General features: G+C 58.0%; 18 protein-coding genes. 15 read left to right on the top strand and 3 right to left on the bottom strand.

Annotated elements, in window-relative coordinates; translation table 11 throughout:
* Window positions 1–15: 15 nt before the first annotated feature.
* From cheZ to DU506_RS09775, 11 genes are all read left to right on the top strand, one after another.
* Window positions 16–711, top strand: coding sequence for a protein phosphatase CheZ (gene cheZ, locus DU506_RS09825; RefSeq protein ID WP_114486763.1), 696 nt, complete (start codon window positions 16–18; stop codon window positions 709–711).
* Between the two features lie 98 nt (window positions 712–809).
* A complete protein-coding gene (gene flhB, locus DU506_RS09820) occupies window positions 810–1,979 on the top strand; it encodes a flagellar biosynthesis protein FlhB (protein WP_114486762.1) in 1,170 nt (389 codons plus the stop codon).
* Window positions 1,976–4,060 (top strand): flagellar biosynthesis protein FlhA, encoded by a 2,085-nt coding sequence (gene flhA, locus DU506_RS09815; protein WP_114486761.1) that lies wholly within the window; start codon window positions 1,976–1,978, stop codon window positions 4,058–4,060. Before flhB ends, flhA begins: the two co-directional genes overlap by 4 nt.
* A 54-nt stretch (window positions 4,061–4,114) precedes the next feature.
* Window positions 4,115–6,337: a flagellar biosynthesis GTPase FlhF gene (gene flhF, locus DU506_RS09810; RefSeq protein WP_114486760.1), complete on the top strand. Its 2,223-nt coding sequence runs from the start codon at window positions 4,115–4,117 to the stop codon at window positions 6,335–6,337.
* Window positions 6,334–7,059 carry a hypothetical protein gene (locus DU506_RS09805; RefSeq protein WP_114486759.1) on the top strand — a complete coding sequence of 242 codons (726 nt, stop codon included), beginning with the start codon at window positions 6,334–6,336 and terminating at the stop codon, window positions 7,057–7,059. Before flhF ends, DU506_RS09805 begins: the two co-directional genes overlap by 4 nt.
* A gap of 35 nt (window positions 7,060–7,094) precedes the next feature.
* Window positions 7,095–7,496: a flagellar protein FlhE gene (locus DU506_RS09800; RefSeq protein WP_235825502.1), complete on the top strand. Its 402-nt coding sequence runs from the start codon at window positions 7,095–7,097 to the stop codon at window positions 7,494–7,496.
* 26 nt (window positions 7,497–7,522) lie between these two features.
* Entirely contained in the window at window positions 7,523–8,221 is a 699-nt protein-coding gene (locus DU506_RS09795; RefSeq protein WP_114486757.1) for an RNA polymerase sigma factor FliA, read from the top strand.
* Between the two features lie 99 nt (window positions 8,222–8,320).
* On the top strand, window positions 8,321–9,127 hold the full coding sequence (locus tag DU506_RS09790) for a motility protein A (protein ID WP_114486756.1): 807 nt from the start codon (window positions 8,321–8,323) through the stop codon (window positions 9,125–9,127).
* An 8-nt stretch (window positions 9,128–9,135) separates the two neighbouring features.
* Window positions 9,136–9,801: an OmpA/MotB family protein gene (locus DU506_RS09785; RefSeq protein ID WP_114486755.1), complete on the top strand. Its 666-nt coding sequence runs from the start codon at window positions 9,136–9,138 to the stop codon at window positions 9,799–9,801.
* A gap of 5 nt (window positions 9,802–9,806) precedes the next feature.
* Window positions 9,807–11,867 (top strand): sensor domain-containing diguanylate cyclase, encoded by a 2,061-nt coding sequence (locus tag DU506_RS09780; protein WP_268877314.1) that lies wholly within the window; start codon window positions 9,807–9,809, stop codon window positions 11,865–11,867.
* Between the two features lie 44 nt (window positions 11,868–11,911).
* Complete coding sequence (locus tag DU506_RS09775) at window positions 11,912–14,656, top strand: bifunctional diguanylate cyclase/phosphodiesterase (RefSeq protein WP_114486753.1); 2,745 nt, start codon at window positions 11,912–11,914, stop codon at window positions 14,654–14,656.
* Here the strand turns inward: DU506_RS09775 and DU506_RS09770 are convergent.
* Complete coding sequence (locus tag DU506_RS09770) at window positions 14,608–15,198, bottom strand: hypothetical protein (RefSeq protein ID WP_235825501.1); 591 nt, start codon at window positions 15,196–15,198, stop codon at window positions 14,608–14,610. The genes DU506_RS09775 and DU506_RS09770 overlap by 49 nt on opposite strands.
* Window positions 15,199–15,420: 222 nt before the next feature.
* Here DU506_RS09770 and DU506_RS09765 point away from each other — a divergent pair, with 222 nt between their 5' ends.
* From DU506_RS09765 to DU506_RS09755, 3 genes are all read left to right on the top strand, one after another.
* Window positions 15,421–17,532, top strand: coding sequence for an adenosylcobalamin-dependent ribonucleoside-diphosphate reductase (locus DU506_RS09765; protein WP_114486752.1), 2,112 nt, complete (start codon window positions 15,421–15,423; stop codon window positions 17,530–17,532).
* A gap of 54 nt (window positions 17,533–17,586) precedes the next feature.
* Window positions 17,587–18,357: a ribonucleoside-diphosphate reductase gene (locus tag DU506_RS09760; RefSeq protein ID WP_114486751.1), complete on the top strand. Its 771-nt coding sequence runs from the start codon at window positions 17,587–17,589 to the stop codon at window positions 18,355–18,357.
* 70 nt (window positions 18,358–18,427) lie between these two features.
* Entirely contained in the window at window positions 18,428–19,327 is a 900-nt protein-coding gene (locus DU506_RS09755) for a DUF481 domain-containing protein (protein WP_181870732.1), read from the top strand.
* 60 nt (window positions 19,328–19,387) lie between these two features.
* Here the strand turns inward: DU506_RS09755 and DU506_RS09750 are convergent, their stop codons facing one another.
* Window positions 19,388–20,164 carry a Crp/Fnr family transcriptional regulator gene (locus DU506_RS09750; RefSeq protein WP_114486749.1) on the bottom strand — a complete coding sequence of 259 codons (777 nt, stop codon included), beginning with the start codon at window positions 20,162–20,164 and terminating at the stop codon, window positions 19,388–19,390.
* Window positions 20,165–20,238: 74 nt separating this feature from the next.
* A complete protein-coding gene (gene uvrA / locus DU506_RS09745) occupies window positions 20,239–23,076 on the bottom strand; it encodes an excinuclease ABC subunit UvrA (RefSeq protein WP_114486781.1) in 2,838 nt (945 codons plus the stop codon).
* 174 nt (window positions 23,077–23,250) lie between these two features.
* Between uvrA and DU506_RS09740 the strand changes: the two genes are divergently transcribed.
* Window positions 23,251–24,642, top strand: a complete 1,392-nt coding sequence (locus tag DU506_RS09740; RefSeq protein ID WP_114486748.1) for an MFS transporter — start codon at window positions 23,251–23,253, stop codon at window positions 24,640–24,642.
* The last annotated feature ends 69 nt before the right edge of the window (window positions 24,643–24,711 follow it).

Below are 24,711 nucleotides of genomic sequence, written 5' to 3'. Positions count from 1 at the left end.
CTAGGAGACAACATAATGAGTCAGAATGAGCAGGCCGATACTGCCAAACTGTCCGAAGAGGCCGCTGAAGACCTGATTCACCGCATCGGGAAATTGACACGCATGTTGCGGGATAACATGCGTGAATTGGGCCTGGACAAGGAAATAGAGAGAGCCGCAGAAGCAATCCCCGATGCACGCGATCGTCTGCATTACGTGGCAGCCATGACCGAACAGGCGGCCGAGCGTGCTCTCAACGCCATTGATCGTGCCCAGCCCATGCAGGACCAGTTGACTGAGCGTGCCGAAGGGCTCGACAAGCGCTGGGCCGAGTGGTTTGAAGCGCCTCAGGAACTGGACGACGCGAAGGTGTTGGTTCAGGATACGCGCAACTATCTTTCCGATGTGCCGGTCATGACATCTGCCACCAGTAAAGAACTGCTCGAAATCATGATGGCCCAGGATTTTCAAGATCTCACCGGTCAGGTGATCAAGAAAATGATGGAGGTGATCCACGAGATCGAGCAGCAGCTGGTACAGGTATTAATCGATAACGTGCCGGAAAGCCAGACGCGTGGACATATGCAGCGCAAGGCGAAAGCACAATGGAATAACGACGAGGGAGGGCGCAACGAAGATTTGCTCAATGGCCCTCAGATGAATGCCGAAGCGCCTGATGTGGTAACCGGTCAGGATCAAGTCGATGATTTGCTGGATGACTTGGGTTTCTGAGCCTCTCACCTCATGTTCTATCATCGTGTTTGGTTATCGCTCAGCCGCCTTTCGGGCGGCTGAGCGCTTGATGTCACCACCCCAGGCCGAGTAACAGCATGGCGGATAGCGATAGCGACGATGAAAAGACCGAAGAGGCCACACCCAGGCGACAGGAAAAGTCGCGTGAAGAAGGGGAGGTGCCTCGATCGCGAGAACTGACCACTTTCTTGCTGTTATTGGGAGGGGTCATCGGTCTGTGGACGATGGGAAAGATGCTTTATGATCAGTTGGGCATGGTCATGGAGCAGGCGTTTCTGTTCGAAAGACGCCAGGTGATGGAGCCTATTTCCATGCTGGTGGTCGCGCTGGACCTGGGGCAGCGTACCTTGTTTGCCATGATGCCGTTGTTCCTGCTGCTGGTGTTGATTGCGCTGGTAGCGCCAGCGCTTCTGGGCGGTTGGCTGATCTCGGCCAAGTCGATGCAACCCAAGTTTTCCAAGCTCAACCCGATTAAAGGCGTCAAACGGATATTTTCCAGCCAGGCCTTGGTGGAACTGGCCAAGGCCATGGCGAAAACGGTATTGGTCGGTGGCGTGGGCGCGGCCTTCCTGTATTTGAATATCGGCAAGTTCCTGGCCTTGATGGACCAGCCGGTGCAGCAAGCCTTGGCCAATGCCCTTAACATGGCGGCCCAGGCCTCGGGGCTGATGGTGCTTACCCTGGTGTTTGTCATCCTGATCGATGTGCCTTTTCAGCTGTGGAGTCATGCCAAGAAGCTGCGCATGAGCAAGGAGGAAGTCAAGCGCGAGCACAAGGAATCAGAGGGCGACCCTCAGATCAAGGCCCGTATCCGTCAGCAGCAGCAAGCCATGGCGCGAGGGCGCATGATGAGCAAGGTGCCGGATGCTGATGTGATAATTACCAATCCGACCCATTATGCGGTGGCCTTGGCCTATCAGGAAGGCCAGATGGGCGCGCCACGCGTAGTGGCAAAGGGGGCGGATGCGGTAGCAGCCAAGATCAGAGAAATAGGTCTTGAGGCCGGTGTGCCTCGCCTGGAGGCAGCACCGTTGGCGCGAGCCCTGTATCATCACGTGGACTTGGATGCCGAAGTACCGGCCGTCCTTTATACAGCGGTAGCCGAAGTCATGGCGTGGGCCTACCGTCTCAAAAATGTTGCCAAAGAAGGAGGCGAGGTGCCCCCCACACCTGACAATCTACCGGTTCCCCCCGAACTGGAAACTCCCGGCCGTAATTCCGACGGCACTAGTGAGACGCAACCATGAAAGGCTTGAGCCAATATATCGGCAAACAGGACTGGATGGGCAGTGTGCGCATGAAGTTGCTCGCCGGGCCGATTCTGATTCTGATGATCCTGGGCATGATGATTCTGCCCTTGCCACCGTTCATGCTGGATCTGTTGTTCACTTTCAATATTGCCTTGGCGATCATGGTGCTGATGGTCAGCATGTTTGCCCAGAAGCCGCTGGATTTTGCCGCTTTTCCCGCCGTATTGTTGTTCACCACCTTGCTGCGTCTGTCACTCAACGTTGCTTCGACACGCGTGGTGTTGATGGAAGGTCACCAGGGGGGCGATGCGGCAGGCAAGGTCATCGAGGCATTCGGCACCTTCTTGGTGGGCGGCAACTTTGCCGTCGGCCTCGTGGTGTTCCTGATCCTGGTGGTCATCAATTTCATGGTCATCACCAAAGGGGCAGGACGCATCGCCGAGGTAGGGGCACGCTTCACCCTCGATGCCATGCCGGGCAAGCAGATGGCGATCGACGCCGACCTCAATGCCGGCTTGATTGGTGAGGAAGACGCCAAGCAGCGTCGCGCGGAAGTCTCTCAGGAAGCGGACTTCTATGGCTCCATGGATGGTGCCAGCAAGTTCGTGCGCGGTGATGCGATGGCCGGTCTGGTCATCATGGTGGTCAACGTCCTAGGGGGGTTGTTGATCGGCATGGTGCAACATGACATGAGTTTTGCCGATGCAGGACGAACCTATACCTTGCTGACCATCGGGGATGGTCTGGTCGCTCAGATTCCTGCGTTGGTGATTTCCACCGCGGCAGGTGTCACGGTGTCCAGGGTCAATACCGATCAGGATGTCGGTCAGCAGATGATCAGCCAACTGTTCATCAATCCCCAGGTAATGATCTTGTCGGCTATCGTGATGGGGCTGCTGGGCATGGTGCCGGGCATGCCTAACATGGTGTTCTTGTTATTCACGGGGCTGTTGGCGGGTCTGGCCTGGTATCTCATCCGCCAGAAAGAGAATTTGCTGGTCAAGGAGGAAATTGCCGCCGAACCGCCGCCTGTGCAGGAAACTCCCGAGGCCAGTTGGGATGACGTCCAGCTGGTCGATACGCTGGGGCTGGAAGTCGGCCATCGTTTGATCCCGCTGGTGGACGCTCGCCAAGGAGGCGAGTTGCTCGGGCGAATCAAGAGCGTACGCAAGAAGTTCGCCCAGGAGGTCGGGTTTCTGCCGCCGGTGGTGCATATACGCGATAACCTGGAGCTTTCCCCCAATACGTATGTCCTGACCTTGAAAGGGGCTGAAATCGGGCGTGCTGAAGCGCAACCCGGAAAGTGGCTGGCAATTGATCCCGGTCAGGTTTCCGGCGAACTGCAGGGAACCCCCACGCAAGACCCCGCCTTCGGTTTGCCGGCGGTCTGGATCGATAGCAGCCAGCGCGAGCATGCTCAAGTCTATGGGTATACCGTGGTGGACGCCAGCACGGTGGTGGCAACCCATCTCAATCATCTGCTGCATCGCCATTCCCCGGAAATGTTGGGGCGTCAGGAGGTGCAGAAACTGCTGGATAAACTGGGAGAAGATCAGAAGTCGCTGGTCGAGGAAGTGATACCCAAGGCTATCTCGCTCACGGTACTGCAACGCATCCTGCAGAACTTGCTTGATGAAGATGTCTCGATTCGCGATATGCGCACCATTCTGGACACGTTGGCGGAGCATGCCGGCCAGCAACAGGACCCCAATGAGCTTACCGCCATAGTAAGGGTTGCCTTGGGGCGTAATATTACCCAGCAATGGTTCCCGGGGCAGGAGACATTGCATGTGATGGGGCTTGAAGCTCAGTTGGAGCAGGTGTTATTGCAAGCCATGAGCGGCAATGGTGCCCTTGAGCCGGGTCTGGCGGATACCCTCATGACCCAGGCACAACAAGCCCTGGAACGTCAGGAAAGTGCTGGCGAGCCGCCCGTGCTGGTGGTTCAGCATTCCCTGCGCCCTGTACTGTCGCGCTTCTTGCGGCGTCGGCTGCGCCATCTGGTGGTAATGTCCCAAGCGGAAATTCCTGATGATCGCACGCTACGGGTAACCACATTAGTGGGTGGGCGACAGTAAGCGTTGCTCTCGGATGACCCTCCTAACAAGCATGTACAACGCAAAAGGTGAAGCATGAGCGTAAGACGTTTCGTCGGGGCGAATAGCCGCGATGTCATGCGCCAGGTACGTGAAGCCCTGGGTGACGATGCGCTGATTCTAGCTAACCGACGAACTGAAGGTGGCGTGGAGATTTTGGCCATGGCGGATGCCGCGGTGGATCACTTCGACCCGACCCAGGCCTCAGCCACCGAGGCACCTTCGGTTGAGCCTGAACCCGAGCCGGCGTCAAGGCCTCTTGATCCGATGCATGCCATGAGTGAGCGTTTGCTCAAGGAAATGCAGGATATGCGTGCCCTGCTGGCGAATGACTCGGCGCGCAATCCTCCCGCCACCCAGCAGCCACTTGGCTGTGGCCAGCGCCTAGAGCGTCTGTTGCGGGAAGTGGGCTTCAGCCATGAGCTGGCCGAGGAAGTGCTGACCGGCTTGCCCGAGGACTTCGCCACGCTGGCCGAGGACAGCGAACGCCCCTTGGCCTGGTTGAACCGCCAGCTGACCACACGGTTGCATGTGCTCGATGACGAGCCACAGTTTTTCGATCAGACCGGTATCGTGGCGCTGGTCGGCCCTACCGGGGTGGGCAAGACTACCACCACCGCCAAGTTGGCGGCCCGCTTTGTCATGCGCCATGGCACGCGTCCGGTAGCCTTGATCACCACCGATAGTTTTCGTATCGGGGCGCATGAGCAGTTGCGTATTTATGCACGTCTGCTGGATACCCCGATGTATGCCCTGGATGCAGAGCAGCCCATCGACGACTTGCTGGGCCGCTTACAGGGCAAGCGCTGGATCATCATCGACACCGTGGGGATGAGTCAGCGTGATCAGCGCGTTATCGAGCAGATCGCTCACTTGCAAGGCGGGCGCTCGAAAGTGCGCCTGGTGCTGTTGCTCAATGCCGCCAGTCAGCCGGAAACCCTGGAAGAGGTGGTGGTGCGTTATCGTCAGGCGGCAACGGCTGCCGGAGCATCGCTCGATGACTGCATCATCACCAAGCAGGACGAAGCCGGGCGTCTGGCGCCGGTGCTGGATATCGTCATGCGCCATGGCCTGCGGGTATTGTTTGGTTCTCACGGTCAGCGCGTCCCCGAAGACATGGCGGTGGCCGAGGCTGAAAGCCTGGTGGAGCAAGCCTTGAAAACGCGTACGCCGCTACCCGGTAAGCTTGAAGCCAATGCCCAGGCGGCGGTTTCCTTGCCGCGCTGGTCACGCGATGTGTTGGGCCAAGGGCGGCGTCTTTCCGGTTTGCTGGCCGACCTGCGTCAACGGGTCGTCGGCTTCGCTCACCTGGAAAGCACCTGGGATCTGGCCGCCTTGCCTGAATCCTTGCAGCGGGAGCGTCTGGATCTACTGCTGGCGAGCTATCCGCCCGGGCAGACCACCCTGGGAATGGCCTGGTCGCCGAGACGTAATGAACGAGGATGCGAGTGGGCAATGCCGGATGTCGGCCTGGACGCAGATGGTGCCTGGCTGGCTCTGCCCTGGTTGCAACATCGCCATCCGGCGGGGGAGCAGGAGCGTCTTGCCTACCTCTCTTGGACCACCTGCGTCGTCGTCCATTTATTGCCCGGGCTTCCTGATTTGGCGGCTTGGGAATGGCTGGAAACTCAACACATGACCTGGATCAGCCAAGTGCGAGGCGCTCAACGGGTAGACTACCAGGGCGAGCGAGTCAGCCTGGCGACGCTGCCGAATGAGCCTGAGCCTGCCACCCAGGTGCCGGTACGCTTTCGGGGGCAGCCGATGACCTTATGGGTGTCGCGCCAGACGGTGGAGATAACCCCCTCATCGCGCCAGACGACCGTCGTCTCTCGGCCGATGCTTGCCTGGCGTGGCGAGCTGCGTGACCCGGAAAGTGCCAAGATAGTGGCGCGTCGCTATTGGCTGACACCGGAACGTCTGGGCGACGACGTCCTCTCGTTGCTGTTGACCCAATTGCAAAGCGAAGGGGTAGCGACGTTGACTCGGCGAGCTTGGCAGCAACTGAAAGCCTCCGATAACGGTGAACTCAGCGCAGAAATACGCTTGCTGATGGCCTCCGGGTTAGCGACGGTGGTGGGGCACCTCGATGTTGCCGATGACGAGGCCGCTGCCGACTTGCGTGCCGACCTGCTTGGGTTGCTGGGCGCGCGCCGCCGTCGCCGTGACACCGCCATGCTGGACGCCTTGTCCTATGCCTTCATGGCACGCGATGCTATCCGCCAGCTGGGCAACACTAGCCTGGAGGGCATCACGTGAGTGACAAGGACCAGGCTGCGGGGCTGCGTAAGTGGGCCAATCTGCAGCGCCAGCAAAAAGAGGGTAACGAAGAGGCGGACAGTGACGCCCCGGCACTCCCTGATGACGACATCGAGACAGTTGCGGCACAGTCATCGCCTGAAGAGTCGACTTCCGAAGAGCTACCCTCTTCCTTGGCTGAGGTTGAGGCTGAAGAGATTGAACCTGAATCAGCATCAGTGGCTGACGATGATGACTTGTTCGATTTCGATGGTGCCTTCGCCGCCCCTGAAGAGACAGCTAGCGCCACGGCTTCTGTCGCCAGCGAGCCCGAGGTGCCTCCGGCTCCACCGAAGGTACGTATCCCCTTGGTCGTCGTGGGACTGCCGGGGACCACTGCTGCCCAGGCACACAAGGTCAAGGAACGTTTGAGACACTGGGCCGCTTTGGGTCGAGAGTGGGCCGGTGATCCAGAGCAATGGGACATTCACGTGGTTGCCGCGGATGCCGCTGAGGTGGCGACCCTGGCGCGGCAGTACCGGCGTTGGGCGCTTTGGGTCGAAAGTGATGCTGAAGCATTCGTTCAAGCCTTTCGCACTCTGCGTCTGTTGCATGATGCAGGCGGACCTCGGCGTTTATTGGCGCTGCATGAGCCCGGCTTGTCCCGACGCGGCTTGTTGGATAATTTGCATGAAGCCGCTCAGTACTACTTGGGTACTGAACTATTGATACTTGCAAGATGAAAGATACCCTTGGCGTGATAAGCTGGAAGGATGAGATGCGTAAAGCGTTGGTGATGCTCCTGGTATTGCTTCTGGTGTTGCTCTCTCCGTCGGCACTGGCCGCACCGGGAAGTTGGGTGGCATCAATGCCGGGTCGCATGGTGGCGATGAGTGATCGTGCCGTTGCGACTCAGAGCGTGGCAGCGCCGCCAACGGCCCATGTCGGCGAGGCGCGAATGACGCTTATCCAGTGGCAGTACCGCCACCCGCCCGGCACCCCGTTGCGGGCTTGGCTGTGTCATCCGGAGCAGTGTGTCCCGCTTACAGGCATGCGAGGAGCCACCCAGGCGTTTGCCGGCATGCAAGCTCAGGCGCCGATACATTTTCGATTTGCATTGGCACCGGGGCAGCGTCCGGTAAAGGTTCAAGGCTTACAGGTCATCGTGAACTACCAGTGAAGGCCGAACAGCCGTGAGGCAAGAGGATGTACACAGCACAAGGCAGGATCAAACAAAGTGAATTGCTGGCCCAATACATGCCGCTGGTAAGACGCCAAGCATTGATGCTTCAGGTAAGGTTGCCTTCCAGTATTGAGCTTGATGATCTGATCCAGGCCGGCATGGTGGGCCTGCTGGAAGCCTTGGGGCGTTTTGACGCCAACCAGGGGGCAAGTTTTGCCACATTCGCCAGCCAGCGTGTTCGCGGCGCCATGATGGATGAGCTGCGTACCCGTGATTGGCTGCCACGCAGTGTGCGGCGCTCGGCGCGGGCGATGGACGGTGCCATTCACCGCCTGGAACAGGCGCTGGGTCGACCGCCGGAAGAAGCCGAGGTCGCGGCCGAGCTGGGCATGCCGCTGGATAGCTATCACCAGCTGCTCAACGATACCAATAACGGCCACCTGCTCGCCTACGAAGAGCTGGTGGCGGAAAACGGGGAACCGGTCAGTACCACCTCGGTTCATCTACCGTTCGATGCCCTGCTGGATTCCCAGCAGCGTCAGCGCCTGGTCGAGGCCATCGAAGCCTTGCCGGAGCGCGAAAAATTATTGATGGCACTGTATTACCAGGAAGAACTTAACCTCAAGGAAGTGGGTGCCGTGCTTGGCGTGACGGAATCCCGCGTCTCTCAATTGCACAGCCAGGCGGTGAGCCGTCTTCGTGCTCGTCTGGCCGACGATTGAGATGAACTCGTCGCTATTTGAACCACGTATTGTGCATTGATGGCGGTGCGCTGTTGGCACAACGTCTTCGATTAACTTGAGACCGGCAAGGAGCCGTTGATGAATCCTTCGACGCTGATAGGCATGTTTGCCAGCATAGGGCTGCTGGTTAGCGTCCTGTTCTTTACTGCGGAATCACCCGAGAGCTTTCTTAATCTTCCGGGGCTTGCGATTGTGCTCACCGGCACCCTGGCCGCCACTTTCATCAGCTATCCACTCAAGGAAGTGCTGCATGTGGTGCGACTGGTGGGCATCGTATTCCGTCGCGAGAACACCTATGTGCGCGATGACATCAAGGAACTCGTCGATATGTCCCGGTTGTGGTTCAAAGGGGATGTACGGGCGGTCGAGGCTGCTTTGGAAGACACACGCAACCCCTTTCTGCGTACCGGTATCCAGCTAGTCATTGCCAACACCAAGGAAGACGAAATATTCGACCTGATGCGCTGGCGTATCGCTCGGTTGAAAGCTCGCGAGCATGCCCAGGCGCAGGTATTTCGTACCATGGCCACCTATGCGCCCGCCTTCGGCATGATCGGTACCCTGGTTGGCCTGGTAAATATGCTGGAAGTCATGGATGCCGGTGACCTGGAAATTATCGGTCCACGCATGGCCGTGGCATTGCTGACCACTTTCTATGGCATCTTGCTGGCCAACCTGATTTTCAAGCCCATCGCGGTCAAACTGGAACGGCGTACCGAAGATCGACTGATTACCATGAACATGGTAATGGAAGGTATTTCGCTGATCACCAAGCGCCGTCTACCTTCCTTCATCGAGGAAACGCTCAATTCCTTCGTCGCCGACTTTCATGATGAAATCCGCGAGAGAAAGGCGCCCTCGAAACCTGCCACTAGCAAAGGGTAGCGCCGCTCATGCTGGATCATGATACGCGGCAGACACTGGAACCTGCCGGCATGGGCAGTGACGATGAAGGCTGGTTGACCAGCTACCTCGATGTGCTCACTTTACTGATCACCTTGTTCGTGCTCCTGCTGGCGCTGACACCGGCGGGCAGTGGCGAGGCAGCGAAGGATCAGATAACGCCGGGAGGCGCCGTGCCGACTAGCCCGCTGGCACAGCGTTCGACCGGCATCATGCCGCGTCATGATGGTATCCAGCCGCAATTTTCCGGGCTGAGCATCCCCGGCGTGAGTGTCGATCAAGGCCGTGAAGGGGTGACGTTACGCATCGATGACAGCCTCTTGTTCGCCAGCGGTCAGGCACAGTTGACCAGCCAGGGGCGAGGCGTGATCGGCAGCCTGGTCGAGGTGCTTGAGTCATTCGAGGGTCAGATTTCCATTGAAGGCCATACCGACAATATCCCGATTTCCACTGCACGTTTCCCATCCAACTGGGAATTATCCGCCGCCCGAGCGATTGCGGTGTTACGGCATCTCGAAGGGGAAGGCATGGACGTCAACCGTATGCGTGCCGTGGGTTACGCCGATACCCAGCCGATGCAAGACAATGCCATGTCTGAAGGTCGCGCGGCCAATCGCCGCGTCGAGTTGCTGCTGCGTCAAGTGCTGGGGAGTTGAAAACATTGCCTGACAACATCGCGCTATCGAAATCGTCGCCACGGCTGCAGCCATGTGGTGCCATGCTGGTGTTGGATGCTAGCTGTCGTCGGGTATGTCAGGTCAGTGCCAATCTGACGGAATTGACCGGTCTTGAGTGGTCGGGCAAAACGGAAGATAGCGTTGCTACGCTACTCGGTAAACGATTGGCCAAGCGTGTGGAAGATGAAATGCGGGGCGCGCCGCGCTTACCCGGACCCCTGGCATTTTCTCGTCTCGTACAAGGTAGACGCCGACGTTTTCAGCTTAATGCCCTGCGCAGTGGCGATCATGTCCTGGCCGAGCTGGAACCTCTTCATACCTCGAGTAAACGCCGTCTGTTGGGCACGGTCAATGAGAGCCTGATGCAGCTTGCCGAGGCGCCTCACCAGGAGGCTTTGCTCGATAGTCTGGTACATGCCATTCGACAACTTACCGGACATGATCGCGTGGTGGTGTGCCACTTCGATAGTGACTGGCACGGCCTGATGCTGGCACAAGCCTCATCCGGAAAGTTGCCTGGGTTGCTGGGGCAGCGCTTTCCCGCCAGCGACTTTCCATTGAGTCTACGGCGCAGCTATGAGCGCACACCCGTACGAAAAATTACCGATGCTCAGGCGCCGCCGGTAACCTTGCTTCCCAGCACGAGCGGCATCAATGTCGATGTAATGGGAAGTCTGCTGCGTGCCCCGGCACCTGAGCGTCAAGCGTATCTGGCCCGTATGGGCGTTCGGGGCTCGTTAAGCCTGGCCATGCAGGGAGATGCCGGCTTGTGGGGCCTGGTGATCTGTCATTCGGCCACCCCTCATCCGGTCCCGCCTTCGATACGCGATGCGGTACGCGCCTTGGTGCAAATGGCTACGCAGCGTCTTCTGCTATTGCGTGCCCGCCAGGAAGCCCGTTATCTAGAAAGAGTGCAGGATAGCCTGGCACTGCCCGCCCCTCAGGAAGAGCCCTACAGCCCCGCACAATTATTGCAGCAGCAGGCAGCTACCTGGCTGGAACTATTTCGCTCCACCGGAGTGGCCTTGTGTATCAATGGCAAAGTTATCAGTACCGGCAAGGTGCCCGCTAGTGCCGTCATCGAACAATTGACCGCACGGCTGGAAACAGCACACGCCCATAATCGGCCCTGGTGTAGCCGAAATCTTCGTAATGACCCCGTGGCCAGGACGCTACCCTTGGGCAACCATTGTGGCGCGATGGCAATACCGCTGGCCATGAACCCATCTCAGCGCACTTGGCTGGTATTTTTTCGACCTGAACAGGTGGAAACACTGTATTGGGCGATGCAGCCTACCGAGGCATCCGGACAGTTCATGATGTCGACCGATCTGGCGCGCTCTGCGGCTTGGCGTGAAGAAGTGGTAGGCAAGAGTGAAGCCTGGCAACGCGTTGAGCGACTAGCTGCCGTAGACCTGGGTGAAGACTTGACCCTGGCTATTTCCGCTTATGAAATCAGCACCTTGAATGCTCATTTGCAAACCGAGCGACAAGCCCTGGCGAAAGCCAATCAGCGGCTGGAGCAGCTGGCGCACTTTGACCCCTTGACCCAGGTGTGGAACCGCTACCGCATTGAACAGGCAATTGATGCAGAGTTGGTTGCTGCCCAGCGTTACGGTACGCCGTTTTGCCTGTTGCTGTTTGATGTGGATAACTTCAAAGCTATTAACGACACCTATGGCCATGCCTTGGGTGATGACGTGCTGGTGGCGCTTGCCGCCCTCGTGGAAGGCTCATTACGGGGCTGTGACCATTTGGGGCGATGGGGAGGGGAGGAGTTCATCGTGCTTGCCACCCACTCGGATCTGGAAGCTGCAGTGGGGTTGGCCGAGAGACTTCGGACCTTGATTGCGTCACTGGAGGTGACAGGACTTGAACAATCGATTACGGTCAGCATCGGATTGGCGGACTGGCATGCCGGAGATTCATGCAAGACGATGATAGGGCGAGCGGATGCCGCTATGTACCGAGCCAAGCGTAGCGGACGTAACCGGGTAGAACTTGCACAGGGAACAGACCTTGAGCCTGGCGCCAAGGCACCTTGAACGGAAATGGCCGTCTTGTTTGGTGTCGTTAAGGAGGGTAAGGCGTGAGTGTAGTCGGTCCGGTACAGTCAATCCCTGCCATGAAGTGGCGAATATCGCCCTCCCAAGCCAGCTTTACAGGGTTTGTGATTGGCTTGTTATTATTGTGCCTGCTGGGTTGGGAAATGCATAAACACCATGGTGAAGAGCAGCGTGGGGCGCAATCACGTAGCGTGGCAAGCGCAGACATGGTGGCCCAATGGGTGGACAGTACCTTGATTGCCTCGGCACATTCACTGCGAGGAATAAAAGAACTTTACGACCTGACGCAGACGCAACCGGGCAGCATCAATGCCGACGCATTGGCGACGCTGCTGGTTCGCCGTCGCGACAGTCTGGAATTCTGGGAGGAAGTCGCCCTGGTGTCACCCTCCGGGCGGATTATCGCGTCGACGTTCTCTTCGTCGGCGACGCACATCGAACTTGATCAGTACGATTTTTTCACTCCTTTGTTAAGACCCAATGCCCCTGTATTGGAGGCGATTTCCGGGTTGTATGCATCCGAAACCGCATCAGGAGACTTGCGCCTCTTACACGCCTTACGTCTGGAAAGCCCTGAAGGGGAATTGCAAGGGCTGGCCTTGGCGCGACTTCACCCTTCTCTATTTGCCGACATGCTGGAGCGCCTGACATTGAATGAAGGCACCAGCCTGGGATTGGTAGATGCCAAACCTCGGGTGTTGGCACGGCGTGCACAAGCGGGAACTGCCGCGAGCATAGCGTTGGGGACGGAAGTGCGTACCCCGCAATTACTCGCATTTCTGTCGGGAAGCGATATTCGTGGAAGCTGGGTCAGGGACTCGCCAGTGGATGGAGTGCATCGGCTTTACAGCGCGCGTAAGTTGGAAAATGCCCCTTGGGTAGTGATTGCCGGTACGGACACCGCCTTTTATTTGAATGATTGGTGGCGGCGATTCTGGGCGTTGATGGCGGGCTGGTTGGCATTAGTGGTAATGGGGGCGGTGGGAATGCGCCATTACCGTCATCTGCATGCCGCGGAACAGGAACTGCGTCAACACCGCAACCGCCTGGCCATGGAGATGGAGACCCAGCTTCAGGCACAGCAGGCCAGTGAATTGGAAGCCGCCCAGCTTAAGATCGCCGCCATGGCGTTTGAAACGCATTTGGGTATGTTCATTTCCGATGCAGAGAACCGTATCGTTCAGGTCAATGCCACCTTCACCACGATTACCGGTTACGCTGCCGAGGAAGTGCTTGGATGCAACCCTCGATTCTTGAGTTCCGGGCGTCACGATGCCGCCTTCTATCGCACTATATGGCAGCGCTTGAAAGCAAAGGATAGCTGGCAAGGCGAAGTATGGAACCGGCGCAAGAACGGTGAAATATATCCCCAATGGTTGACCATCAGCGTGGTGCGTAATGACGCCGGTGCCATTGCTAATTACGTGGCCACGCTGAGCGATATTACCCAGCGCAAGGCCGCCGAAAAGGAAATTCATCAGCTGGCATTTTATGATGCCCTTACCGGCTTGCCTAATCGTCGCCTGCTGATCGACCGCCTGGAGGCCGCGCTCAAGGATACGCAGCGAGACGGGCACTACACTGCCGTCATGTTCATCGATCTGGATAATTTCAAGACCATCAACGATAGCCTCGGGCATTACCTGGGCGATGCGTTGCTGCAAGGTGTGGCGCGACGTCTCGAGCAGATCGTGCGTGACGGTGACACCGTGGCCCGTCTGGGGGGCGATGAATTCGTGGTGATGTTGCACGAGCTGGGAGGTGATCTAGCGCTTGCGGCACCGCATGCCGAAATTATCGCCAATAAGTTGTTGATGTCGCTGATGGCGCCATTCGATGTGCAGGAACATGTGCTGCAGGTGACCGGCAGCATCGGTATTACCTTATTTACCGGTAGGGACGTTAGCGTCAGTGATATTCTCCAGCAGGCGGATCTGGCGATGTATCAAGCCAAGTTCGCCGGGCGCAATGCCCTGCGTTTTTTTGATACGGCCATGCAAGCCTTGGTGGTGGATCGAGCCCGGTTGGAGAACGACCTTCGCCAGGCCTTGGAGAACCAGGAATTCCGCCTGTACTATCAGAGTCAGGTGAATGCTCAAGGGGTGGTGGTCGGCGTGGAAGCACTGCTGCGTTGGGACCATCCGGTTCGCGGGATGGTGTCGCCGGCTGAATTCATTCCCTTGGCCGAAGAAAACAACCTGATCACGCCCATTGGTGCCTGGGTGCTGAAAACCGCCTGCCGGCAATTGGCATTATGGGCTCGCTCCCCGGCCACTGAAGGATTGAGTATTGCCGTCAACGTCAGCCCCAATCAGTTTCGTCAGGCCGGTTTCGTTGAAGAGGTACTCAATATTCTCGCGCATACGGGTGCGAACCCTCACCGGTTGAAACTGGAAGTGACCGAAAGCTTGTTCATGGAAGAAGTCGATACGGTGCGAGCCCGCATGGTCACGCTGCGAAATGAGGGGATTTGCTTCTCTCTGGACGACTTCGGTACCGGTTATTCCTCGCTGGCTTATCTCAAGCGATTGCCTCTGGATCAACTCAAGATCGACCAGTCGTTTGTGCGTGATGTGCTGGATGATCCCATTGATGAGGCCATCGTGCGTACCGTCATTGCCTTGGCGCAAAGCCTGGAGCTGGACGTGATCGCTGAAGGGGTGGAGACCCAGGCGCATCGCCAATGGCTTTATGAGCATGGCTGCATGGCATATCAAGGCTATCTGTTTTCACGCCCGGTGCCGATCGAGGCGTTGGTGTTGGCATGACAGGCCGCTTGCATGCGCTCAATGGCAGCCTCTGCGCCCTGAAGGCTGAAGGTCATGTACCAGGGCGCTTGTTCTCCTTGTTCGAAGCCTAGATAAAAAGCGTCTCCCTCGCGCATTTCCTCGATAAGTGACGTCACATCGTTCAGATAAAAGTGCGTATAAAAACCGCTGTCTCCGCGCTCGGTGATGAACTCCGCCATGCTCTCGTGGCGAATGGCCTCATCCACGCGTAGGCGCGCCGGCACCAGGTTCACCGCACGGCTTTTCCCCTGACGCTCATCGAGCTCCACGCGCATCTCCAGCCAGGGTAGATCACAGACACCCGCGGTGGCATTGAGGCTCAGGGAAGCATCGGAATAGCTGTGGGTTTCCACGGCGCGAAAGTGACGTTCATCGCCAAGCACCAAGCTCATCGATTGCCAATGCATATGCTGAACGCTGTCTTCAATATTGAAAGTGGCGCCATGCACAGAAGTACCCAGCGCCAGGCTCAGACCGACGGCGAGGAGGAAACGGGAAGGGAAATGGCAAATTGAACGCATTAGCTGATACATCGACTGATAGTGAAATGCCAGCCTATAACGGCTGAGACAAGGAAAAAAGCTAAGATGCTGTTTTCCTTGCGAGTGTCTACATATGGTAGAAGATTATATAAAAAATGGCCCATATGGTGGAAAGTCAAGTCTATACTTCATCCGTGCAGTCCGTATAATCGCCGCATTTCCGGTCACCAATTCCGTCTCGCTGTGAAGGAGTCCCGCGACATGAGCACCTCTACCAAGGCCAGCAAGATCTCCCATGATGTTCCGCTACAAGGGCCGTCGCGGGAAATCTGGGATGCCAAGTATCGCCTCAAGGATCGCCATAGCCGGCCGGTGGACAAAGATGTCGGCGGCACCTTCGAGCGGGTAGCGCGTGCCCTTGCCGCAGTGGAAGGCGACAAGGCGGAGGAGTGGCTGCCCAAGTTCCGCTGGGCGATGGAACATGGCGCGATACCTGCCGGGCGGATTTTATCCAATGCCGGCGCGGAAGACTATAAGCCGGCGGTCAGCCTGATCAACTGTACCGTTTCACGCACTATTCGCGACTCCATGCGCGATATTCTGGATAGCGTGGTGGATGCGGGCATGACGCTGAAGTCCGGTGCCGGTATCGGCTATGATTTTTCCACCTTGCGTCACAAGGGTGCCTTCGTATTCGGCGCCGGTGCCGGCACCAACGGCCCCTTGGCGTTCATGGATATCTACGACAAGATGTGTTTCACCGTGGCTTCGGCCGGTGGCCGCCGTGGCGCCCAGATGGGCACTTTCGATGTCGGCCATCCCGATGTGCGTGAGTTCATCCAGGCCAAGCGCGAAGCCGGGCGTCTGCGCCAGTTCAACCTGAGCTTGTTGATCACCGACGAGTTCATGGAAGCGGTCAAGAACGATACCGACTGGCCGCTGGCTTTCCCGCTGCACCACGGCGAGAAGGATGACGTCAAGGCGGAAGGCCTGATCTACCGCGACTGGCCGGTAATCGAGGATGGTTACACCCTAGACGACGAAGGCCGGGTGGCTTGCCGTATCATCGAAGTCATCAAGGCGCGTGAATTGTGGGATACCATCATGCGTTCCACCTACGACTACGCCGAGCCGGGCTTTATCCTGATCGACCAGGTCAATCGCATGAACAACAACTGGTTCTGCGAAGACATTCGCGCCACCAATCCTTGCGGTGAGCAACCCTTGCCGCCGGAAGGCGCTTGTCTGCTTGGATCGATCAACCTGACCCAGTTCGTTATTGACCCCTTTGGCAAGAAGCCGCGTTTCGACTGGGACCGCTACCGCAAGGTAGTGGCGATCTTCACGCGTATGCTGGATAACGTGGTGGAAATTGCCGGTCTGCCCTTGCCCCAGCAGCAGCGTGAAATTGAAGCCAAGCGTCGTCATGGCATGGGTTTTCTGGGCCTGGGCTCCACCCTGACCATGCTCAAGATTCCCTACGGCTCTGCGCAGTCGCTGGCTTTCACCGAGGAAGTCAGCCGCAACCTGGCGATTGAAGGCTGGAAGCAGGCGCTGGAGCTTTCTCGCGAGAAGGGCATGGCACCGGTGCTGGAAGAAGAGCACGTCATTACCGCCAAGATGATGCGCGAACGCCCGCAGCTGGCCAAGGACGGGTACGAAATTGGCGACAAGGTGCCGGGGCGCATCCTGCACGCTCGCTACAGCCAGTACATGGCCAAGATCGCCGAGCTCGAGCCGGAATTGGTTGCGGCACTGGCGGAGCAGGGCGCGCGATTCACTCACCACAGCTCAATCGCCCCGACCGGTACCATCAGCCTGTCGATGGGCAACAATGCGTCCAACGGCATCGAGCCCTCGTTCTCGCATCGCTATTTCCGCAACATCATCCAGTCCGGCAAGAAGACCAAGGAGCAAGTCGAAGTCGTGTCGTTCGAGCTGGCCGCCTATCGCCACTTCATCGCCAGCGATGCGGTGGAAAGCGATCTGCCGGATTACTTCGTCACGGCCGATTCGGTGACCCCGGAACAGCATGTGGCGGTACAGGCGGCGTCACAGAACTGGATCGACTCGGCGATTTCCAAGACGGTCAACGTACCCACGGATTTCCCTTTCGAGAAATTCGAGAGCCTTTATCTGCAGGCCTACGAAAGCCGTCTCAAGGGTTGCACCACCTTCCGCTTCAACCCTGAAGCCTTCCAGGGCGTACTGGTGCGTGAGGACGATCTCAAGAACACCACCTATGTATTCGAGCTGGAAAACGGTGAGACACTGGAACTTACCGGTGATGAAACCGTGGTTTACGATGGCGAGGAGCACAATGCCGCCAATCTGTTCGATGGACTGAAGGAAGGCACCTATGGCAAATGGTGAGGTTTTCCATCAAGCGCGAAACGCACACATTCTGCTGACCGAAGGGACTGACTGATGACCGTTGAAATAAAATCCAAGATCGTCGGATATCGCATCAAGCAAAAGGAGCAGCCGGCAGCCGTGCCGGAGCTTCAGGAAGAAAATCCCCTGACGGTGCGTATTCCTTCGCGCCCCGAAGGCACCTTGGAAGCCGTTTCGGAAAAGATTTCCTATGTCGGTGCGGAAGGACGCAAGAAAGTCTACCTCTTGGTGTCGTTCATGCCGGTGGAAGGCGTACTGGGTGGCAAGCGCGTGGTGATCGAGCGGCCGGTGGAGTTTTTCTTCCCCTCAGGCCAGCTTTCAAGCGAACACCAATGGATTACCGCCACCATGCGTAGTCTGTCATTGGCCGCACGGGGTGGCTACGTTACCCAGGCGGTGGCGGATCTACGCAAGGTAGCCTGGGACAAAGGACTGGTGCGCTGTGGCATGAATCAATGGAACAAACCGATGTTCCACGATTCCGAAGTGGCGGCGATTGCCTGGTCAATTCAGCAGATACTTTATCGCCGGGGCTTTCTGGATGCCGATGGCAACCAGGTGGCGGTGGAGACCCTGGTCGAGCGCTATGCTCACCGCATGACGCATGGTTATGCCTGGCACCCGCCGGAAGAGGCGAGCGAGACGGCCCAGGCAGAGCCCACCGTGACGGTTACCTCGGCAAAAAAGCCTAAAGGGGAGGGTCCGGCCGTCGTCGGACACTGCCCCGAATGTCGTGGTGAATTGATCATGATGGATGGCTGCCCCACCTGCTATGCCGGCTGCGGATGGTCGAAGTGCGGGTAACGGGTCGCTAGTGCCGAGGGTGGCGGCTGGCCGTTCGGTCTCCCCTCGCGCTTGCGGGGGGAAATTGTATTTGCTGTTCTGCTGGCTATGGGTGCCGTTGCCCTTGGCAGCCGACACGCTATGGCTGGAAAATGGCGACCGTATTACCGGGACGGTGCTGCGTCACACGGTGAGCGAGTGGCAGGTGGCGTCGGACGTTGCCGGTGTCATCCACATCCAAGCCGAACACGTCACGCGGGTGGAGTGGAGCGGGGCAGAGATGCCGGTTAGCACTCCCCCGGCGTTGGCGAAGACGAGTGAAAGGAATCGTCCGGAAGATCGCCCATTCTCCTCCCGCGGCGGTGTCGATGTGGCGGTAGAGTACGAAAACAGTGCCGTGGATACGCACGAAGTCGATATCGACCTGCGCCAACATGTGACCCAGGGGGTGTGGCGCCACAGGTGGCGGGGAAACTATCACCGTGAGTACCGCGATAATGAGCGGCGCGACAACGACTGGGAACTCGCCTACTCGCCCGAACGTTTTGTTACCCGAAAACGCTTTTGGCAGGGGCGGGTGAGCTGGAAACGCGATTGGGAGGAGGATATTTCCCACCGCTTTGCGCTCGGATTGGGGCCGGGTTATCAGTTCTGGGATACCGAGCAGAGCGCATTTTCGCTCTCGGCGCTGCTCACCCGCAACCGCTTTACCTATGCAAGCCACCCCGAAGAGCGCTTTTTCTCTTGGGCATTGCAGTGGCAGTTCAATCGCCATTTCTGGCAGGAGCTTTTTGAGCTTTACGCAACAGGCCGCACCGGGCGTGCTTTCTCTGGCGCTACCGGCTTTCAGTTCAATGCGGAAACCGGCGTGCGCTACCCACTAACCGAGTGGATGTCGCTCAATATGGCGATAGAGGCCGACTGGGTCGAGAATAGCGCCGAAGATTTACGCGATACCCTCTATCATGTCGGCGTTGGGGTGAACTGGTAGTTTAGTTCGCCAGCAGCCTTTGCAAATGGGTGTTGACGCTGCTCGCATTGCGTTTGATTGCTAGGTATCGAATGCCTTGGCTAAGGGTGGGGTCGGTGGATTCTTGCGAAGAAAGCAGGTCAGGTCGCTATTGAGGTAACGCTCGTCGAAACCACCCTCCTTGGCCAGGGCCTTCAGGTCGGGAATGGTGACATGATAGCGGTTACGATAAGCCAGCTTGGCTTCGTTCAAGACGGAAAACGTACGGCTGACGTGGACCGAGGTCATGCCGAGAAGATCGCCAAGCTGTTCTTGAGTCAGCGGCAGGCGCATCTTGGCGCCGCCTTTCGGGTCGGTCTGCCGCTGGCGCAGAAATATTTCGTGAAGAAAATGCGCCAGTCTTTCTCGGGCGCTACGTCGAGAGACACTTACCAGACGCTCGGAAAGCAAGGCCTGCTGACGACTGGCGATGGCAAACATCACCGCAGTCAAGGTCAGCGATTCACTGAACAGCTCCAGCATACGCTGATGCGGAAAGGGGCAGATTATCCCATCCTCGATCATGGCTACCCCTTCCAGGCGATCGGTAAAGGCGAATTCCTGCAGCCCGAGAATATCCCCTGGCAGATATACCTCGAGAATTTGTCGAGCGCCGTTTTCCAGGTAGCGGTAAGAGTAGGCCCATCCTTGGCTCAGTGTGTAGAATTCGTCGGCGTTCTCGCCTTCTTGCCAAAGCGACGTGCCGCGGGAGATCTTAATGGGGTTTTCTTCGAGTGCTGCCAGTATTTTTTTGTCCTTTGGGCTCAGAGCGCAATAGTAATCGAAATGCCGAACGATACAGCTATCTGAGTAATCCATGAGAAGCCCCCACCTGTAAAAGCCCTGACAATATTTTTATCCCACTTTCGCTTGCTTGCTTCCTTTTAGAATCCTCATGACTCAGCGTGCCGCTCAAGCAACGGTTGGAGAAAACGCCCCGTATGTGAGACTGACTGTTTTGCCACGTGCTCGGGCGTGCCTTCAGCGATGATACGTCCGCCACCCGAGCCGCCTTCCGGACCCAGGTCGATCAGCCAGTCGGCAGTCTTGATCACGTCAAGATTGTGTTCTATCACCACAATCGTATTGCCATGGTCACGCAGGCGATGAAGGACGGTCAGCAGTTGACGGATGTCTTCGAAGTGTAACCCGGTCGTCGGTTCGTCAAGAATATACAGAGTCTTGCCGGTATCGCGTTTGGCCAGTTCCCGTGCCAGCTTGACGCGTTGGGCCTCGCCGCCGGAAAGGGTAGTGGCGCTCTGGCCCAGGCGGATGTAGGCAAGCCCCACGTCGAGCAAGGTTTGCAGGCGTCGGGCGATGGCGGGAACCGGGCTGAAGAATTCCAGAGCATCCTCTACGGTCATTTCCAGGACATTATGAATGTTCTTGCCCTTGTAATGGATATCCAGGGTTTCGCGGTTGTAGCGCTTGCCCTTGCAGACGTCGCAAGGCACGTAGATATCGGGCAGAAAGTGCATTTCCACCTTGATCAGGCCTTCGCCCTGGCATGACTCGCAGCGCCCACCCTTGACGTTGAACGAGAATCGACCGGGTTTATAGCCGCGTGAACGGGCTTCCTGAGTGCCGGCAAACAACTCACGAATCGGAGTGAAAATGCCGGTATAGGTGGCCGGGTTGGAACGGGGGGTACGCCCGATGGGGCTCTGGTCGATGTCGATCACCTTGTCCAGCAGATCGAGCCCTTCGATTTGCGTATAGGGCGCCGGGGTCAGGGTAGTGGCGCGATTGAGATCCCGAGCGGCAATCGGCATCAAGGTGCCGTTGATCAGGGTCGACTTGCCTGAGCCGGACACCCCGGTGATGCAGATGAATAATCCCAACGGCAAATGAAGGGTAACATCCTGAAGGTTATTGCCGGTGGCGCCATGCAGCACCAGTTGTTTTTCCGGGTTGCCGGGAATGCGATACGGCGGCATTTCGATCCGACGTTTACCGCTCAAGTATTGGCCGGTCAGCGACGCAGGGTTGTCCATGACGTCCTGGGGTGTGCCCTGAGCGACGATCTCTCCGCCATGCACGCCGGCGCCAGGGCCGATATCCAGAACGTGGTCAGCGGCACGAATGGCCTCTTCGTCGTGCTCGACCACGATCACGGTATTGCCTAGATCGCGCAGGCGTTCCAGGGTTTTCAGCAAGCGGTCATTGTCGCGTTGATGCAGGCCGATGGAAGGTTCATCGAGGATGTACATGACCCCCACCAGGCCGGCACCGATCTGGCTGGCGAGACGGATGCGCTGGGCTTCGCCACCCGAGAGCGTATCGGCGCTACGCTCCAGGTTAAGGTAATCCAGTCCCACATTGACCAGAAACTCAAGACGCGCATGGATTTCGCTGACGATTTTCTCGGCGATTTCCCCTTTACGCCCTGGCAGCGTGAGCTGGGCGAAATATCCCCACGCCTCGCCGATCGGGAAATGCACGATATCGGCGATGGTATGGTCGTCGATATAGACATGGCGGGATTCCTTGCGCAGGCGTGAGCCATGACAAGTGGTACAGGGCTGCACGGCAATATGCTTGGCCAGGTCGTCACGTACCATGCTCGACTCGGTTTCCCGGTAACGCCGCTGCATGTTGGGGAGTACGCCCTCGAAAGGATGTTCGCGGGTCACCTTGCGGCCGCGATCGCTGACATAGCTAAAGGGAATCGCCTCGTCACCGCTGCCGTGAAGGATAATGTCGCGCTCGTGACGGGCGAGATCCTTCCAGGGCGTTTCAAGCGCAAAACGGTAGTGCTCGGCAAGCGCTTGCAGCTGGGTAAAGTAATAGATGTTGCGCCGGTCCCAGCCCTTGATCACACCTTCCGCGAGGGACAGCTCGGGATGGGTGATGAACTTGTCAGGGTCGAAGTATTGCTGAACGCCCAAGCCGTCACAGGTGGGGCAGGCACCCGCCGGGTTGTTGAAAGAGAACATGCGTGGCTCAAGTTCCGCCAGCGAATAGCCGCACACCGGGCAGGCAAAGCGTGCGGAAAAAGCCATGTCCTGGTGCGTGCCATCCATGAAATGAATCATGGCGGTACCGTCTGCCAGAGAGAGCGCGGTCTCGAATGATTCCGCCAGGCGCAGGGCCAAGTCATCGCGTACCTTGAAGCGATCCACCACCACGCTGATATCGTGCTTCTTGCGCTTGTCGAGTGGCGCGATATCGTCAAGTTCGAGTATCTGGCCATCGATCAGCACACGGACGAAACCCTGGGCGCGCAGCTCGGCGAGCAATTGAAGGTGCTCGCCCTTGCGCCCCTTGACCACAGGCGCCAGCAGCATCAGCTTCTCGCCTTCGGCCAGGCCGAGCACTTGATCGACCATCTGTGAAACGGTCTGCGCCTCAAGGTCTTCACCATGCTCCGGGCAGCGCGGTGTGCCCGCTCTGGCGAACAGCAGACGCAGATAGTCGTAGATTTCGGTAATCGTACCCACGGTGGAGCGTGGATTGTGGGAGGTGGATTTCTGCTCGATGGAAATCGCCGGGGAAAGCCCTTCGATATGATCCACGTCGGGCTTTTCCATCATCGAAAGAAACTGGCGAGCGTAGGTGGAGAGCGATTCCACATAGCGGCGCTGGCCTTCGGCATACAACGTATCGAACGCCAGTGATGACTTGCCGGAACCCGATAGGCCGGTGATCACGATCAGTCGGTTGCGGGGCAATTCCACGTCTATCTGCTTGAGGTTATGGGTGCGGGCACCCCTGACCAGAATGCTGTCCATCGACACCTCGAAACGCACGGCAAAAGATCGATTATACGGGCGCATGGGCACCGGCAGCAAAGCGGGTTTCCCAGCGCCTGTTGCCGCAAGCCGTTTCCAGTCAAGCAGCAAACCGCTAGAATGCAGGGTTCTCTCATTGGCTGGATAGCCTCCCACCACAGAATATAGGGTGATATGCGCAAGGTTTCCGCACTGCTGCTGGGGTCTGAACGCCGCGCGATCAGCGGTTTGGCAGGTCTGTATGCCACGCGCATGCTGGGTTTGTTCATGGTGTTGCCGGTGCTGGCGTTGTATGCAGACAATCTGGCCGGAGCGACGCCTTTACTGATCGGTGTGGCACTGGGGATTTACGGCCTGACTCAAGCCGTGCTGCAAATTCCGTTCGGTGTGCTTTCCGACCGCTTAGGGCGCAAGAAGGTGATTGCGATTGGCTTGCTCATCTTCTTGCTGGGCAGTGTGGTAGCGGCCCTGGCGGATAGCATCGCCGGGGTAATTGCCGGGCGTGCCCTGCAAGGCAGCGGTGCGGTAGCCGCGGCCATCATGGCACTGCTGGCGGATCAAACCCGCGAGCAGGTGCGTACCGCCGCCATGGCGACTATCGGGATTTCGATCGGAGTATCATTTGCCGTGGCGATGGTGCTGGGGCCATGGTTAGCGGCGTGGGTAGGGCTGAGTGGCGTATTTTGGGTTACCGCGGTGCTTGCGCTATGCAGCCTTGTGGTGCTGTGGAAATGGGTGCCCGCCGCGCCGCGCCGCGTTCGCCACCGCGACGTCAGCATGGATCGGAAACAGTTCAAGAGTGTCATTCGTCGCCCGGATCTGTGGCGGTTGGATTTGTCGATCTTTGCCCTGCACCTGGTGCTGATGGCGATCTTTGTGGTGGTGCCGTTTCGGCTGCTCGAGGCGGGTGTCGCCATTGAGCATCATGGGCTGGCGTATCTGGGCGTGATGGGCGTAGCGTTCGTTGCCATGGTGCCGCTGGTGATCGTGGCGGAAAAGACCTACCGCATGAAAGCCATGTGCTTGCTGGCGATTACCGCCATCATGCTCAGCCTGTTCGGGCTAGGAACGCCGGCTTCCAGCGGCCTCTGGTTGTTTGCCTGGCTGCTGATATTTTTTACAGGTTTCAACTTGCTCGAAGCGACACTACCTTCCATGATCAGCAAACTGGCGCCTGCCGGTGCCAAGGGCACGGCCATGGGGGTTTACTCCACCAGCCAGTTTTTGGGGGCGTTTCTGGGCGGCACCTTGGGTGGTGCCCTGGCGCACTACGGGGGGCAGGAGGCGGTCTTCATCGGCAGCGCCCTGCTTTCACTGGGATGGCTGGTGGCCATGTGGAAAATGCCGCCGCCGCCACCACTTTCCAGTGAAGTGATTGCGCTGGACGATGATACCCATGATGCTGCACTGGACGCCCTGATGTTGCGCCTGGCCGATGTGGCCGGGGTGGAAGATGTGATGGTGGTGCCGGAAGAGCGGCTGGCGTATTTGAAAGTGAATCGCAAACAGCTGGATCAAGACGCCCTGTCACGTCTGATGGCCAGTCCTTCCAGCAAGGAAAAATGAGGTAGTGAGTGTTGCCGTGGACGGTAGCCCCACCCAGATTCAAGTCTACTTTTTTTGAACAACAGCTTT

Source organism: Vreelandella rituensis (genome assembly GCF_003336665.1).
Lineage (GTDB): Bacteria > Pseudomonadota > Gammaproteobacteria > Pseudomonadales > Halomonadaceae > Vreelandella > Vreelandella rituensis.
The sequence above is the reverse complement of the archived record's forward strand: the minus strand, read 5'-3'. Positions and strand labels throughout refer to the sequence as shown.